Annotated in this window: 6 protein-coding genes and 5 pseudogenes; 4 read left to right on the top strand and 7 right to left on the bottom strand. The window is 67.0% G+C overall.

What is annotated here, in order from left to right; all coding sequences use genetic code 11:
- Positions 1 to 472 precede the first annotated feature (472 nt).
- Positions 473 to 2,119, bottom strand: coding sequence for an ISAzo13 family transposase (locus OG897_RS30815; RefSeq protein WP_266661897.1), 1,647 nt, complete (start codon positions 2,117 to 2,119; stop codon positions 473 to 475).
- 79 nt (positions 2,120 to 2,198) lie between these two features.
- On the opposite strand from OG897_RS30815, the pseudogene OG897_RS30810 reads away from it, so the two are divergent.
- Positions 2,199 to 2,795, top strand: a pseudogene (locus OG897_RS30810) (transposase); the annotation flags it as partial.
- 843 nt (positions 2,796 to 3,638) lie between these two features.
- Here OG897_RS30810 and OG897_RS40865 read toward each other — a convergent pair.
- A pseudogene (locus OG897_RS40865) lies at positions 3,639 to 4,412 on the bottom strand (ISL3 family transposase); the annotation flags it as partial.
- A gap of 79 nt (positions 4,413 to 4,491) precedes the next feature.
- Between OG897_RS40865 and OG897_RS30800 the strand changes: the two are divergent.
- Positions 4,492 to 4,599: pseudogene (locus OG897_RS30800) on the top strand (transposase); the annotation flags it as partial.
- Here the strand turns inward: OG897_RS30800 and OG897_RS30795 are convergent.
- The 3 genes from OG897_RS30795 to OG897_RS30785 all read right to left on the bottom strand — a co-directional run bounded on the left by OG897_RS30795 (position 4,565) and on the right by OG897_RS30785 (position 7,999).
- Positions 4,565 to 4,795 (bottom strand): hypothetical protein, encoded by a 231-nt coding sequence (locus OG897_RS30795; RefSeq protein WP_266661895.1) that lies wholly within the window; start codon positions 4,793 to 4,795, stop codon positions 4,565 to 4,567. The pseudogene OG897_RS30800 and the gene OG897_RS30795 sit on opposite strands and share 35 nt — an antisense overlap.
- 289 nt (positions 4,796 to 5,084) lie before the next feature.
- A complete protein-coding gene (locus OG897_RS30790; RefSeq protein ID WP_266661893.1) occupies positions 5,085 to 6,191 on the bottom strand; it encodes a ricin-type beta-trefoil lectin domain protein in 1,107 nt (368 codons plus the stop codon).
- Positions 6,192 to 6,556: 365 nt separating this feature from the next.
- Positions 6,557 to 7,999 (bottom strand): non-reducing end alpha-L-arabinofuranosidase family hydrolase, encoded by a 1,443-nt coding sequence (locus tag OG897_RS30785; RefSeq protein ID WP_266661891.1) that lies wholly within the window; start codon positions 7,997 to 7,999, stop codon positions 6,557 to 6,559.
- A 286-nt stretch (positions 8,000 to 8,285) separates the two neighbouring features.
- Here OG897_RS30785 and OG897_RS30780 point away from each other — a divergent pair.
- Both OG897_RS30780 and OG897_RS30775 read left to right on the top strand, forming a co-directional pair.
- Positions 8,286 to 8,647 (top strand): annotated as a pseudogene (locus OG897_RS30780) (transposase); the annotation flags it as partial.
- 19 nt (positions 8,648 to 8,666) lie between these two features.
- Positions 8,667 to 8,834: pseudogene (locus OG897_RS30775) on the top strand (IS3 family transposase); the annotation flags it as partial.
- Positions 8,835 to 8,948: 114 nt separating this feature from the next.
- Here OG897_RS30775 and OG897_RS30770 read toward each other — a convergent pair.
- Both OG897_RS30770 and OG897_RS30765 read right to left on the bottom strand, forming a co-directional pair.
- Positions 8,949 to 9,158 (bottom strand): hypothetical protein, encoded by a 210-nt coding sequence (locus tag OG897_RS30770; RefSeq protein ID WP_266661889.1) that lies wholly within the window; start codon positions 9,156 to 9,158, stop codon positions 8,949 to 8,951.
- A 5-nt stretch (positions 9,159 to 9,163) separates the two neighbouring features.
- Positions 9,164 to 15,229 carry a DNRLRE domain-containing protein gene (locus OG897_RS30765; RefSeq protein WP_266661887.1) on the bottom strand — a complete coding sequence of 2,022 codons (6,066 nt, stop codon included), beginning with the start codon at positions 15,227 to 15,229 and terminating at the stop codon, positions 9,164 to 9,166.
- Between the last annotated feature and the right edge of the window lie 564 nt (positions 15,230 to 15,793).

Below are 15,793 nucleotides of genomic sequence, written 5' to 3'. Positions count from 1 at the left end.
CACCACGTCGGCGCGCAGCGCTCCAGCGCGTACAACCCCCGGTGCCGCTCACCCCGGGCACAGGAACGGCACTGTGTCGGGGTGGGCCTGCGGGGGTCTGTCAGCCGCAGCGTCCTTGTTGCTGTCCACGCCATGTACTGGCCCGGCTCCGTACTCGCCGAAACGAAGCGCAGCGGGTCACTCCGCATCCGCGCGCTGCCGGTGGCGGAACCGTCCGCCCTGGCCATGCGCGATGACCGGCTACTCCTGCTCGCAGGGTACAAGCGGGGATGGCGTCCCACCGAGTGGTGTAGCGGATCAGCGGCCGGGAGTGCGCGGGTGTTTGCCCGGGGCGCACTTCCACGGGTGAGTTCCGCTCCCTGAACAAGAGGCGGGCCATCGCGTAACTCTCCATGGTGAACAGCCAGTTCAACCACGAGGAGTGCACGATGGCCCTGTCCCAGTCTGAACTGAACCTGTGCGCCAACAACTGTCAGTCCTGATGTTGCCGGGCTGTGTCGATGCGGGCCTGCAGCTGTGCGCGGGTGCGGGCCTTGGGGCCTTCGGTCGGGGCGATGTAGACGTCGTGGCGTGCGAGGAGCACCGCCGCCCCGTCGGCGGATCGGTTCAGGTAGGTGCGATGACAGTTCAGGATGTCGGTGATCAGGACGGTCGTGGCGACCCGGCGGGCTCGTAGCACTGCGGCCAGGACGCGGATGTGATGCTCGAGTTGACCGATTCCGTGGGCGGAGGGGCGTTGGCGGGGATGGCCGGTTCGGCGGGTCAGGTCGCGGTCGGCGAGCCATTGCCAGTCGTCGGCAACCAGCTCGACCAGGGAGGCCAGCTCCTGGCGGGGCATGCCGGTCAGGGCCGGGTCCGACAGCCAGACGATGGCAGCGGGATCGGTGCGGCGAGGCGGTGTTCGCTGTGGTTCGGGGGCCGGGTGCAGGGTGTAGTTCCAGTCGCCGTGGAAGGCGTCGCGGCTCAGCGGGAGGGTGGCGACCTGCCAGGGCGTGGGGTTCTGCCCGGTGGGGTAACGGTGGGTGTCCAGTTCGGCTCGAACCACGAGACCGGTGCGGGTATGGGCTGAGGCGATCGCCTTCACGGCGACCTCGTGGCTGGTCAGCGGGATGCCGCGCCAGGCGCAGGTGATCCGGGAGAACAGCCGGTGTTCGACCTTGTTCCATTTGCTTGTGCCCGGAGGAAAGTGGCAGACCGTGATAGGTACGTCCATCTCGCGGGCGAGGCCGGCCAGTTGCCACCTCCAGGTGTGGAAGATGACGCCGTTGGGTCCACCGGCATCGGCGGTGATCAGCAGGGCGGTGGCGCGGGGGTGGTCGAGGTGGCCGCGGTCGTTCCACCAGCGGCGGATCGATTCCACCGCGAAGGCGGCGGTGTTGCGGTCGGTGCCCACATTGACCCAGCCGCTGTCCTCGCCGAGGTCGTAGATCCCGTACGGGGTGATCATGTCCGCGTCGGCCGGGAAGGTGTGATCGTCGACCTGGACCGGGACGCCCTTGGGCCGCCAGACACGGCCGGGGCGCTGATAGTTGCCGATGGCCTCCTTCTTCTTCGCGTCAACGCTGATCACCGGCTGGCCGACGGCGAGGAAGCGTTCCGCAGTGGCCTGGATGTGCAGGAACTGCGCGTCCCGGTCGGGATGACTCGCCCCGGAAGCAGTCCGGACGGCAGCTTGCAGCGAGAAGCCCATCTGATGCAGCAACTTGCCCACAGTGGTCGCGCTGACCGGGTGTCCCGTGACGGTCAACTGCTCGGACAGGTCCCGCAGCGAGGCGGTGGTCCAGCGCAGCGGCGAGGCCGGATCGCCCAGCTCGGTCGGCTCGATCAACGCGTCCAAAGCCCCCTGCAGCTCGGGATCAGTCGTGGTCAACGGCTTGCGTCCGCCGCCGGGCACGCGTTGGCGGCCCAGGACGGGCGGACCCATGCGCAGTTGTTCCAATCCCCGGCTGACGGTGGCCGTGGACACCCCCGCTGCCGCGGCCACCGCGATGATCCCGCCATGCCCCAGCGCCCCCGCCTCCGAGCCCAGGAGCAGACGGCGCTGCCGCTCGTCCAGATGCGGCAGGACTTCCTCGAACTTGTCGCGCAACGCGGCGACGGTCTCCGACGAAACCTTCATACTCCGGGTCTACTCGGGCCATCGGCCCGGCAACATCAGGACTGACAGTTGTTGGCGCACAGGTTCACTGATACGGCTGCTGGAGTCACTACGTTCGACCGATGGAATCGAGCTGGTCCGTGCCATCGCGGAGCGGATGGTGCAGGAGCTGATCGAGGCCGAGGCGAGTGCCCAGATCGGTGCGGAGTGGAACGAGCACACGCCGACGCGGACAGGCGTCCGCAACGGGCACCGCGAGCGGGTGCTGACCACGCTGGCCGACGATCTGGATCTGGAGATCCCCAAGGTTCGCACCGGCAACTTCTTCCCGTCGCTGCTGGAGCGTCGGCGCCGCATCGACCAGGCCCTCTACGCCGTGATCATGGAAGCATATGTGCACGGCGTCTCCACCCGCAGCGTCGATGACCTGGTCAAAGCCCTCGGCGGGGACAGCGGCATCTCCAAGTCCGAGGTCTCGCGGATCTGCCAGGCTCTCGACGAGCCGCTGACCGCGTTCCGCACCCGCCCGCTGGGCCATGTCCGTTTCCCCTACGCCTACTTGGACTACCTGGACGCGACCTACTGCAAGGCTCGGGTGAACCACCAGATCGCCTCCCGGCCCGTGGTGGTCGCCACCGGCATCACCGAGGACAGAGGCAGCGAGGTCCTCGGGCTGATGGTCGGGGACAGCGAGAGCGGCTCTGGACGAAATCTCGGGACGGTCACGATCGCAACAGGACGCGAGTGCGTAGGAGTTGGAAGGATCCGCGGCCGTACATCTGCCGCTTGATTGTCTTAAACGGTTGACGTGCCCTTCAACGACGCCGGAGCTGTAGCTAAGGGTGAGCCCGGCAGTGACGGCGTCGAGGTCCTGGCGGAGGTAGGCGGCGAAGGCGCGCATGGGTTTGGGAGCGTCTTGCTCGGCTTGCCTGATCCAATCCGGTAGAAGCGTGCCGCGCTGGTGACGGGTCATTTCCAGAAAGGCCCAGGCCAGGTCGCATGCTCGGGTGAGGTCGGGGCAGGCAAGCCGGGCCTTGAGCAGTTCCTCCTGGTCGTTGGCGGAAACGTCTTCGCGTGGGCGGACGATCCAGACGGCAATGGCCCTCGCAGTGGGGACGGTGATGCGTACCGGTTCGACGGTGCCGGCACTGAGGCGGGCGAGGTGGCGCTGCACGCTCCGCTGGCTGCCGCGGTAGCCGCGTTCACGGACCTCCCGGAACAGACGGCTGGCGACCGCATCGGCGCCGAGCTGAGCGTGGCGTTCGTTGAGGTAAGCCTTGAACGGCTCCAACCTGCCGTTCGGGCGCCGGTTGTCGGCCGAGGCCAGCAGGGCGTCGAGCGGAGTCTTCACGTAGCGGTTCACGGTTCTGGGGTCGAGATTCAGGTGGCGGGCGATCGCGTTGATGGTCCTGCCCTCGCCGTGCAGACGCTGGATGTCCTCGAACCGTCGCCGGGTTCGCTCCAGGAGTGCGGTGCCCGGATAGTCGAACAGCGGGGTGCGTTCAGGCGGGGTCGTCAACTGGGCTTCCAGTTCGGCGTGCTTGCGCAGGCACGGGATGTGCTCGCGGCAGATTCTCTCCAGCACTTTGGTGAGGTTCTGGACCAAATGGAACCGGTCTGCTACTTCCCGGGCCTGCGGGGCGGCCTGCCGTATCGCCTTGCTATAGGCGCCTGCCCGGTCCCGGCACACGATCTCCGCCCCGGGATGCACAGCCAACCAGGCCGCCAGCGTCCGCGAAGTGCGGTCCGGCAACACGTCGATGACCGTGGAAGACTCCACGTCCAACACGATGGTCCCGTAGGTCCGAGACCGGCGGAACGCGAAGTCGTCAACGCCGAGTACCCGCGGGCTACGGCCCGGAACCGGGGGCGCCTGCAGCAGCCGGAGCAGGCGCTCGCGTCCGCTCGGCACTGCCAAGACGCGGCACATCCGGATGCCAGGCCGCCCGCCCAGTGCGAGCGCGACGGCCCGCCACCACACCTTCACCCCGGGCCCGGAACGGGCATACCTGGTGGTCAGGCCCTCAGCCTGCTCCACGAACGTGCGACGAGGGCAGCCGGGATCGTCACAAAAGAACCTCCTCACCATCAGCCTCACGACTACCCGGCGCCCGCCAACCGGCAGTTCGGTGAGGTGCCGCTCGTACCGGCTGTGCACACGGAGGGAAACAGTCGAGCAGTCGGGACACTCCAACTCCTCAACAGAGCAGTGCGCTTCGATCACAACCAGCCCGTCCGTCTCAGTGAGTCGATCGAGCACCAGTCCTGCCGCTCTCGGCAGCAGAGCTTCCTTCAGTCCGGACAAGTCCCTCATGAACAAGGCATTCCCGCCCTGGACAGTGCACGCTACCGAGAGTCGATCGTGACCGTCCCGAGATTTCGTCCAGAGCCGCGAGAGCGAGGCGTTCTGGAAGGAGTTCCTGCGCTCCTTGCGTGAGCGCGGACTGTCCGGGGTCCGCCTGGTCGTCACCGACCAGCATGCCGGACTGGTCGCCGCAGTACGCCAGGCGAGAAGTGCATGGTCGAGCCGGTGTAGTAGTACACGTCGCCGACGCGGATGACCTCAAGGTCGGCGAAGTCCTGCCAGATCACCGGGGTGGCGAACCGCTCCCTCTGGGCCGTCGTGGCCGCCGCCACGCGCATCGCGCCCATCGTCGGCAGTGTGGCGCCCGCGGTCAGGCCGGCGGCGACCGCCATGACTCTCCGGCGGCTGTGGGGGTGTTGGAGCCAGGACATTCGAGATCAGCTTCCTCACGGGTAAGGGGACCGAGAGACCGAAGTTCGAAATATCGGACATCATTCTCGGATGGCGTCAAGGGTCTGGTAGAAGTGAGCCCGCTGTATCGGCTTTTGGGACCAGGCGCTGCTCGGTCAGGAACGCGTGGGCGGCGGTGACCAGGGTGACGTGGTGATGCCGGCCGGTCCAGGAGCGGCCCTCGAAGCCCGGGACCGGGGCGGGGAGGGGCTCCGGTCCCGGGAGCCGGAGTCATCCTGCGGTCAAAGTGGTCCACTTCTGGTTCGAGCCGCCGTGGCACTCCCACAGTTGGAGCTGTGTGCCGTCGGTCGTGGAGAAGCCCGGAATGTCGAGACAGCGGCCGGAGGCGGGGTTGCGGTAGCCGCCGTTGTAGGGCTCCCAGATCTGGTTGGAGCCACCGTGGCAGGCCCAGAGCTGCACCTTGGTGCCGTTGGCCGTGCCGAAGCCGGCGGCATCCAGGCACTTGCCCATGGAGCGCAGGGTGCCATCGGTGTAGGCGGACCAGTACTGGTTGATGCTCTCGCCGCAGCTCCACATCTGGACGGCATTCCCGTCGGCGGTGCCGAAGCCGCTGACATCCAGGCACTTGCCTCCCATGTCGGACTGCACGCGTGCGGGGGCGGGCGCGGGGTTCCTCAGCCACCCGGCGCTGTCCACGGACTGGATGCCGCGGTGGAAGGCGTCGGCCATCTTCTGGTAGCCCGCGTCGTTGGGATGCAGGGCGTCGTCCAGGTCGGCCGTGGTCAGGCTGCTCATGTCCACGTATGCGACGTGCTTGCCCGCGGACTGTGCCTCGCTCACGATCTGGGGGATGGCCTGGTTGTACGCGGCACGGTACTGCTCCTCCGTACCGCTGGTGGACACGACCAGGGAGGCCACGAGGACGGTCGCGTCGGGTACGTCGGCGGTGATCTGGTTGACCAGCGACTTCAGCCGGTCATCGGCGGTGGGGACCTGATAGCTCCCGGCCAGGTCGTTGGTGCCGATCATCAGCGTCACGACGTTGGGCCGGTAGCGGGTCAGCGAGGCGTCGGCGAGTTCGGCGATCTGATGGATCCTGTATCCCTGGTGACCTTGGTTGTCGGGGTCGGACATCGAACCGCCCCGCAACGTGCCGACGAAGTCCAGCGGATGGCCGTCCGCCGCGAGCATGTCCCACAACGGGCCCCGGTAGCCGTTGCCCGTGCTGCTTCCCACGCCCCAGGTTATGGAGTCGCCTAACGGCATGACCCGCAAGGGCGTGTTCGAGGCGGCGGAGGCAGGTGTAACACCTGCTGCCGTCATCCCGAGCGCGGCCATGACCAGCGTGATGAGGGACAGTATCCAAGGCTTTCTCATGCAGTCGTCCTTTTCTGCGAGTGAGTGCTGAATCTGGCGGGGGCTGTTCGCCGTTCGTGTCGACAACTCGGCTGCGGTGTCGTCCCGTTGGCATCGGCGGACACATGACGTACTGGCGGAACGGCGTGGTGAGGAATCTGTGCGTAGCCGGCTGTCCGCGACCGCTCCCACAACGGGCGGGCATGCCCGGCCCTCTCGCAGTGAAAGCACTGGCCGGCCGTGGGTGGGCGTTGTCACGTTGTCGGGTGGGGAGGGCCTGACGGTGTGTTGAGGCATGGTTCAGTCGGGCTCCGGGCCCGGTTTGGCGTGCGTCGTTGCCCGCGAGCATCAGGGATACCGGAGCCGGACCTGTGTCATGCCGCCGGCTAGCGCTGCAGTGTCAGCACTCCCGGCCGGTACGGCAGGAGACCGTAGTCCGTGCCGTCGGTGCTGGGATCGCGCCCCTGGTAGAGGAACTGGAGATTGCAGGGGTCAATGGTCTTGGTCTGGTCGGGGTTGGTGCGAACCAGATCGCCGTGGCTGATGTCTCTGGTCCAGGCCGTCGCGCCGCTGTTGGCACTGCCGGCGAAGGGGCTGGTCACGGTGTCGGCCCCGGCCTGCGGTGTCCACGTGCCGTCGAGGCTGGTGGCCGTGAACGAGCGGAAGTAGCGGCCATACCCTGTGTAGTTCTGGGCCTCGACGATCATGAGGTACTGGTTCTGGCCCTGGACCTTGTAGACCTCCGGCGCCTCGAACAGGTTGAGCGGCGTATCGCTCATGATCTTCGTGAACGAACCGAAGGTGCCCGGGAAGTTGCCGATGGGCATGCCGGCGCGGTAGATGCCGCCCTCATCATCGGCGAAGAACATGTACATGTTCGTGTCGTCGCCGATGAGGGTCACGTCGAGGGGGCCGCCCTTCGGGAGGGTGCCCGTGAACAGCTCCTGCTGCGCGGACCAGCCGTTAGGGTTGGTGGGGTCGCTCGAGGTGCGGTAGCCGAAGCTGTATGGCCAAGCCCCGTTGTAGGCGAGCACCCAGAGGTTCTTCGGGGCGAAGTAGAACAGCGTCGGCGCGATGCCGTCGAAGGGGATCGTGTTCTGGGTGGCGGTGGCCATGTCGGACCAGTTCGTGAAGGGGCTGAAGGTCGTCAATCCCCAGCGCCCATCGTTACCGGCGCGGGTGTTGTGCGTCGTGGCATAGACAACGTGCTTGCCGTTGTAGACGACGCTGGTGAAGTCCTTGAGCGAGGCCCACCCCGCCTTCGGCTGCGCCAGCGGGCCGGTCGAGGTCCAGCGGTACGTCGACGGAAGAGCACACTCATTGCCCGTCCCGGACAGGCCGGTCCACTTCTGGTTGGTTCCGCCGTGGCACGACCAGATCTGCACCGCCGTGCCGTTGGTCTTGCCCCAGCCCGCGACTTCCAGGCACAGCCCGGACTGAACGCCGACGACCGTGCCGTCGGCGTTCACCCGCCACTGCTGGTTCGCACCGCCGTTGCAGGTGCGGATCTGCACCCGGACCCCGGACGTGGTGGCGCTGCTCGGGACCTCCAGGCACTTGTTGCCGTACACCGTCAGCTGGTTGCTGTCGGTCGACGTCCACTGCTGGTTGGTTCCGCCGTGGCAGTCCCAGATGTGCACGTTCGCGCCGTCGGTCTGGCTGAAGCCCTCCACGTCGAGACAGCGGCCGGAATCAACACCGCGCACATCGCTGGTGGTGGCCGCCTGAGCCGGGCCGGCGACGAGTAGTGCCGCCAACGCGGCCAGAGCCGCAACCACGGCGGCGAGCGCCACCGACGGCCGTCTGCGGCTGGAACTACGTCTGCACATAAGGACCTCGTCATCCTTGAGTAAGCGGCCCGGTCCACCCCGTCAGAGGCCGTCCGGACGCCGACGTGGCACAACTACGTCCGATATATCGAACAAAGGTCGAAGTATCGAGCAAGAGAATGCTAGACATCCCATGGATGACGTCAATACATCTCACACGATTCGCAACCAGAAACGTTCGCAGGCTGAAACCAGGCGGCTACAAGTCACTTGGTTACAAGGGTCTTTGACGCGAGGGTCAGGTAGCGGTGCGGGCGCGGGCTTGGACAGGCGCCGTCACAGCGTGTCCACGCGGTCGGCTGACGGTCTGGTCAAGGCCCTCGGCGCGGAGACCGGGACCTCCAAGAGCGAAGTCTCGCCAATCTGCCAGGACCTGGACGGCCAGCTGACCGCGTTCCGTGCCGACCTCTGGACCACGTCCGCTTCCCGTACGTCTATCTGGACGCGACCTACTGCAAGGCGCGGGTCGAGCACCAGATCGGGTCCCGCGCCGTGTTGATCGCCACCGGGATCACCGAGGACGGCAGCCGAGAGGTACTGGGCGTGATGGTCGGAGACAGCGAGACCGAGGTGTTCTGGGCCGAGTTCCTGCGCCACCTGCGCGAACGCGGCCTGTCCGGGGTCCGGCTCGTCCTCGGCGACCACCACTGAGGACTGGTTCAACGCGAACGTCCTCGGCCTCCGAACCTGGGCCACCCGCCAGGAACTGCGCATCGCGATCGTGACCTGGATCGAGCGGACCTACCACCGACGCCGCGGACAAGCATCCCTCGGCCGGCTGACCCCCGTCGAATTCGAAACCGTCATGACCCCACCGGCCCTCCGGGCCGCGTGACCACACGTGCCACCTGAAGCTGCAGCAGACCCAAGACCGGTGCCGCCGCCTCGTCTGCAGGACCCGGAACACAGCAGCCAGGCATCTACCGGCGTGTCCGGGCACGTACAAGGGTCAGCTGTACCAACTGATCCTCATCGACGGGTCGTCAAGCCACTCTTCCATGTCCTCTGCGGTATCCACCCAAATATCCCACTCCCCGAGGTAGATATGCCATCCCGTGTCTGTCACGTCACGCAGAATTTCCAGCTCCAAGCCCCGGTACTCCCCTGAGACAACCACACCTCGACGCCCGGAGTAGGGGTCCTCCAGCGATTCCATCATGGGGCTCACCTCCTGAAGATCCTGAAGAACGGGCGCCGGTGGTTGACGTGATAATTGTTCTTCCAGGCTCCCTTCCCTCGGCTTCGCGATTCGAAGTTGGACTGCCATCCCTTGCGCCCCGGCTTGTAGGAGGGAGCGCGCCACTGACGTTGACGGTTGGCACTGATGCGCCCCACTGCGGTCTTCCGTGAACCGCGTCCTGTCCAGATGCGACCGGCGACGCGAGAAGTGGTGCGGGTCGTCCTCATTCCGCCGTCCATCTTGCGGGTGGCGGAGGCGACTCTCACGACGCGGTAGGCCCGGTACGCCATACCGACAGCGCCCAGTCCGGGAATCGCCATGGAGCCCCAGGCGACGATGTTCATCTTGTTTCGGTTGACCCAGCGGCCGGCGCTCTTTACCTGCCTGCTGCCACGGCATGAGCCGTTGGGATTCCTCCCGATGAAGCAAATCGTTCCGTCGAGGTCCCTCTTGTTGACAGGGTCGCCGTAGGCGTAGTCGTAGTCATTGGCACTGCCGCCGGTGACCGGGTCCACTTGCAGGAAGCGACCCGTCGTCGGGTTGTAGAGGCGGACACCCATGAGGATGTGGCCGCTCGGGGTTTCGTTGGAACGCTGCTTGCCGCCGAGGTAGCCGTACGGAGTGGCAGGCGTTCCGGCTGCGGGGATTCCGAAGGGGTCATAGGCATGAACCCGTGCTTCTCCGGCCGGGGTTACGGCGGTGACGACGTCGTCGTGGAGGTCGGTGAGCTGCCACTCGGTACGGGTACCGGTGACGGTGGCGATGAGGTTACCTGCGAGGTCTTCCACGTAGCGGGTGCGCGTGGTGCCGGTTTCGGACCACAGCGGCTCGTCGCCGGAGCCGTCGAAGTGGTCGGTGACCGTGTTGGTGTTGCCCCAGGCACCATCTGTGCGGGTCTCGACAATGTGGGTGTCGCGGCGGCCGTCGGGGTCGAGGGTCCACGTGGTGCGGTGGTCTCCGTGTGTCTGCTCCCGGACCACATCGTCGGTGTAGTAGCTGGTTCGAGTGCCCTCGCCAGTGGTGAGAGTGCGGCCGAAGGCATCGTAGGTGTAGCCGCGGTCCTGCAGTCGGTCAGCGCTGTCATAGTGGGAGGTCTGCACGGCAGAGACCCCCGCCCCGCAGCCTTCCTCGGCGTCTGCGGCCTGGAGGGTCCTGGCCGTGCGGTTGCTGTTGCGGTCGAGTCTGTAGCTGGTGCGGGTGCACGGCTCGTCCTGCCCTGCTCGCACGTCGTGCTGGACCAGGCGCCCCGTCTGGTCATAGGCGTACGCGTGTGAGGCATCCACGGCGGTACGGGCAGCCCATTGGCCTTGCGCGTTACTGGTCTGGCTGTCCGCGAGGAGCGTGATCGCTTCCTCGTCCCTGCCGCGGACGACGGTTCGGGTGCCGGTGTCTCCTGTGGTGTCGAACGTGTCGGCGACAGTGATGTCGCCCGGCAGCTGTTGTTCGACAAGGGTGCCGTCGAGGTCGTAGCGACCGCTGATGGTCCCCGAACGGCTGTCGGTGACCGCCGTCGGAATGCCCCTGGGATCGACACCCAGGTCATAGGTGTAACTGCGTGTTCCGGAGGGGTCGCTTACCTCGATGGGCCTGTCGAGGTTGTCGTAGCGCGTGAGGGTGACTGCCCCATGCCCGTCCGTGTAGCCGATGGCCCGGCCGAGGTCGTCGTAGTCGGTTCGCAGTGCCGCCCCGCTCAGGAATCGCTGCACAATGGACCGGCCGGTGTCCCGATCGTATTCGGTGATCACATCCTGCAGCGGTGTGCCGAAGGCGGTGGGCACGCTGGTACGCACGACGCGTCCGGCGGGATCATGGGTGGTGACCGTGGTGCGGGTGGCGCCGTTGGCAGTGTCTGTCACCTTCGACTGGTGGCCGTGGCGTTCGTATTCGGTGGTGCTCGTGGGAAGTTCCCGCTCATCTCCTCCGTCCGCGGCGGAAGCCGCCCGGGTGCTGCACGCGAGGTCGGCCCACTCGGGACGACCGGCGCACTCGCCGGATCCGGTAGCCGTCCAGTACCGGTTGAGCATGGTGCCCGCATCGTGCCCGTTCGACGCCGGCCTGGTGCCCTTGACGATCCGGCCCTGGCTGTCGTAAGAGGTGGTGGACGTCAGGGCCAGGCCCGCTGGATCGTCGACGGTGGCCGTGGGCAGGCCCAACGTCCAGTCGTATGTCGTGCTGGTGGTGCGTACGTCGACGGCCTCGTCGGGCCGGCCCTGGAGTTCAGCGCCGATGGTCTCGGTGGTGACCAGGTCCTGGGCCTTGGCGCTGCCGTTGTCGGGCCTGTTCTGGTCGAACTCCCGGTGTGTCCATGTGCGGGCGGGAACGGGATCCGGTGATCCCTTGATCAGGGAGGAGCGCAGGGGCTGGCGGGTGTCGGTATTGCGCTGTCCGTCTTCGCTGAAGGTGTCGACGGTGGCCAGCAGGTCGGCACGCTCTCCTGGGGCGACCGTACTCAGCTCGAGGGCGTCGAGCCGTTCCTCGCTCCCGGGTTCCTGGCCGAGGGCGAGCGCGCGATTGACGGCTGTCAGTTGCCAGACGGTATTGCCGTAGTGGTCGTACTGGGCTGTGGTGATCCCTCCCGCGGGGTTCACGGTGTTGACCGATCGGCCCGAGGCATTGACGTAGGTGAGGACAGCGCGTCGGTAGTCCTCCTTGGCCAATGCGGTGCCGTCGCTGGATGCGGGCACGGCGTCAGCGGGGAAGAGTGCGGTGGCGTCGGTGGGGGCGTCGCTCTGATTCCACGCCGCCACGTCTTCGTGTCCCATGGAGTACGGGGCGTTGTCGCCCGTAAGAGGGACGTCGTAGACGACGGTGGTCTGCCCGGTGCCGTCGGTCTCGTTGCGGGTGCCGGGTTTGAGGGCTGCGCGGCGGACCAACTGAAGCATGCCCTCGCCGCTCTCGGGGGAGGTCCCGATCTTCCCGTAAACCATGGTCCAGGGCAGATCAGTGCCGGTCTGGTGAGCGGTCACACGGCCGGTGTCGTCGTAGCTGTAGCGGGTGATGACCGCAGGCGTGATGCGGGGGTCCCACTGCTGTACAAGACGGCTGCGGCTGTCGTACGTGTAGGCCGAGACCGTGCTGGGCGCCGCTGCCTTGGCACCGGGGTTGGTGGCCCACAGCCGGATTTCCTTGACCTGGCCCGCAACGTCACCAGCCGTTCCCGCAGTCGCGGTGGTGGCTGGGGCGTAGACGTACTCCAGGACTCGGCAGCCCACAGTGGCGGGTGCGGTTTCACAGCTGGCCTGGGACACGGCCGACGTCGGGGCGATGACGTACTTGGGGCGGACAAGCGCCCTTCCGCCGACGACGGCCTTCTCGTAGGTCTGGCGGGTGGCTGAATTGGCCTCGGGAAGGTAGGTCGTGGCGACCTGCCAGGTATCGCCACTGGCGGCGTTGGTGAAGGTGGTAACGGTGCCGTCGGAGTCGGTCAGGGTGAAATTGCCGGTCAAAGAGCCGGCGAGGGCGTATTCCTCAGCACCCGGCTCGGGTTGCCACGTGCCACCAGGCGCGGCGTTGAAAGCGATCCCGGCGATGCCGTCCTCGTCGGCCAGGTTCACTTCGACGGAGGTGGAAGAGGTCTTGCGGATAGCGGTGAATTCCGACTCAGTGATGTCCGAGACCGTCCCGGGGAGCCAGCCCGGGCCGAAGACCGGGGCGAAGCCCTGGTGCTGGAGGTCCGCGCTGGGCCGCCGGGAGGCCAGGGTACGAGTGACGGTCATGTCCCACACGGAGGCGTCGGTGTCGGAGAGAGTGAAGTTGCCGGTGAGCAAGTTCACCGCGCCCGGGCCGATGTTCTCGCTCGGGGCCTGCCCCGCGTCCCGGTCCAGGGTCACGTCATGCTCGGGCGTCAGCCGGGAGGCGTTCGCCTGGCCCCCCGTGAAGACGGCTCGGACCTGGACACTTCCGTTGTCGCCGAGAGTTCCGGAGATGTTCCAGACGAGGTCTGCCGGTTTGCCCTGGGGCGCGGACTGCGGCCAGGCCACAGCGGCCCCGCCTTGTGCGAGACGGACGTGCTCGACGGGTACGTCCTTCCAGGTGTCGGCTTCGCCGCGCCGCCACTGGTACCGCACCGCGGTATCGCTCTCGGAGCCCCGGGATGCCAGCACCGTGCGCTTGGCCGAGCGAGCTCCCTGCCCGGGCGACTGCAGTGCAGCGCCCTGTCCGGCGAGGAAGGAGTACGACGCGGCCGCCGACTCCAGACCGGATGCGTTGCGGGTCTTGGCCTGGAGGGTGTGGGCTCCGGGGCGGACAGTGATGTTGAGAGGGACGGTGAGTTTCCATGGGGTTTCGCGCCACGGCTGGTTGTCGACGCGCCAGATCACGGTGCGGGTGAAGGCACTGACCGGGGTGGCGTTGATGGTGCCGGTGAAGTTGCCCTTGCCGTCGCTGGTTCCGCCCCAGGTGTTCTGGGGGTAGTCGGTGGAGGACAGGTTGGGTGGGCCGGGCGGTGCGGTCAGGACGGAGTAGACCTGTCGCCAGGGGCTGCACCAGCCGGACCAGGCGTGTCCGTCCCAGACCCGGGCGCGGATCGAGTAGCGGCCGCGCTCCTTCAGGTGGCCAGCAGGCACCTTCCAGCTCTGGGCACGTCCCGCGGGGCCGCGGGACTGGCCCGAGACGATCGGCTGCTTGCCCCCGTATTCCCACACCTCCCACTGGACGGTCAGATTTCCGCCGTCCGCGTCCCGCGGAGTCACCGAGAAGGTGGGGGTGGTGGTCGGGATGAAGGTGCCTACGGAGTCGGTGCGCGATGGGCTGACGGCTGGGGTGGCCGGAGTTTCAGGGACGGTGTTGTAGGTGACTGCCAGTACGGGCGGCCGGGGTCCTTCGGCGGAGGAGACGCGCTTCCAGCCGTAGGGGTCGTTCTCGTTGGCGGCCTGGATGCCGAGGTAGTGGCGGACGTTGTCCTTCCACCCCACGAACTGCCGCATCAGGGTGGTGACGTCCGAACTGATCCAGCCCGGATTGCACGGGGACGGGCCACGGGTCTCGGTCGAGGAGTGGAACTTGCTGATCCAGCGCGGCTGGTTCGTCCACCGGGCACCGGTGCCTGCGGGGCCTGTCCACCACACGTCCCAGCCACGGTCCTGGCAGGACCAGGAGTGGTGGTTGAACAGGCTCAGCTTCGCCGACAGGATCTGACGGCCTTTCACCTTGCCGGTGTCGAAGCCCAGATAGGAGCGGGCGACCTGGCCGGAGCCGTTGTTGCCCCACTTCAGTTCCTCGGCACGGGACTGGTCCGTGGTGTAACCCTGCTGCACGAACGCATCGAAGGCGGGCCCGAAGCTGATCGCCGGGTCAAGGGTGAGGGGATACTTCGTGTCGGCGTCGGCCAGGAATGCGGTGCTCACGTCGTAACTCAGCTCGACACCGTCGCCCGTGGGCTTCGCCTGGGAGTCGACTTCCTCGACGTCTTCGGGGTCGCCGGACCGCTTGTCGAACTCGTTGTCCCACAGAGTCGCCTCGCCCATCGTGGCGACCACCCGGCCGGTCCCGTCGACGAGCTCCTGGCCGTCCTGGCCCTCCTTTAGCTTGCCTCCGCGTGCCCGCAGCGGCACGTCGAGTTGTTCCAACTCCCGTACGGCTTTGCGGTTGTGGGCGATGAAGGTTTCCTCGACGCCGGTGCGGGAGACCTCCAGTGCGAGGTCCAGTCCCGGACGGACTGAGGGGTAGACCGCGCGGTCCCCGGTCACGACGGGCTTGGGCAGCGTTCCCTCCCAGCCGAGGGCCAGTCGCCGGGAGCCTTCACCCAGCGAGACGAGTTCCTGATCCTCGCCTGGGCCCGCCAGCCGCATGTCCAAGGGGTGAGCGGCGGGATGCAGAGACCCGTCAGCTCCTTCGACGAGGCGGGTGTCGATGTCCTGCCACTGGCCCTTGGCACGGAAGCGCAGCGGACCCGCCGACTGCTCCACCGAGCGGGTCCCATCGGGGTTGGCCCACACCGTGGCGAACTCGGTTCGCTGCGACAGCACTTCAATACGGCGGTTCTGCAACCGGGCCGTCAGCGCCGCCGACGCCTCATCGGGTGCCTCAGCAGGCCCTTGATCCTTCCCCACGAGAGGTACTGCCGTCGCGGCCGCCTGCGCCGGGCCAAGCAAAGGGACCGCGCCCGCGCCCGTCATGATGGCGCACTCCCCCGCCAGCGTCACAGCAAGACTCAGTGCTGTACGCGCCGACCACCGCACCCACGCAGGCGAACGCAGAGATCGCCTCTCCTCTTGGGGAGCCCACTCCATGACGGTTCCTCACATGATGTTACGAAGGACTGTCGAACATCACCTAGAGTCACCGTGGCTAAAGTGAATAAATCCTTAAAATGGCAAATGTGCACGTATGCAGCAACTTCACGACGCGTTAGCTGCGAAAGGGGCTGACTGCCAAGCAAAGGTCGCGAACAGGGGCGGGCCCGCCCCGCACGAAGAGCAAGCCCCCTCCTCCCGGAAGCAAGCTCTCGACCTCTCGGCACACCTACGCTCAAGATCATGAGCACAGTTCGGGAGCCCCGTGACGGCCGCCTCCGTAAGAAGCTGTTGTCGTACCGAATGCATCGACCCGATCAGCCACACCTGACCGCGCGGGCCCGGACGGCTTCGTCGTCCGGGCCCGCCACGACTTCCCGG

Source organism: Streptomyces sp. NBC_00237 (assembly GCF_026342435.1).
Lineage (GTDB): Bacteria > Actinomycetota > Actinomycetes > Streptomycetales > Streptomycetaceae > Streptomyces.
Note: the sequence above shows the minus strand (reverse complement) of the source record. Positions and strands in the feature narration are given on the sequence as shown.

Coding starts and splice junctions, on each gene's coding strand:
- OG897_RS30815 (WP_266661897.1), bottom strand. CDS start 2,119: ATGAAGGTTTCGTCGGAGACCGTCGCCGCGTTGCGCGACAAGTTCGAG.
- OG897_RS30785 (WP_266661891.1), bottom strand. CDS start 7,999: ATGTGCAGACGTAGTTCCAGCCGCAGACGGCCGTCGGTGGCGCTCGCC.
- OG897_RS30790 (WP_266661893.1), bottom strand. CDS start 6,191: ATGAGAAAGCCTTGGATACTGTCCCTCATCACGCTGGTCATGGCCGCG.
- OG897_RS30770 (WP_266661889.1), bottom strand. CDS start 9,158: ATGATGGAATCGCTGGAGGACCCCTACTCCGGGCGTCGAGGTGTGGTT.
- OG897_RS30795 (WP_266661895.1), bottom strand. CDS start 4,795: ATGGCGGTCGCCGCCGGCCTGACCGCGGGCGCCACACTGCCGACGATG.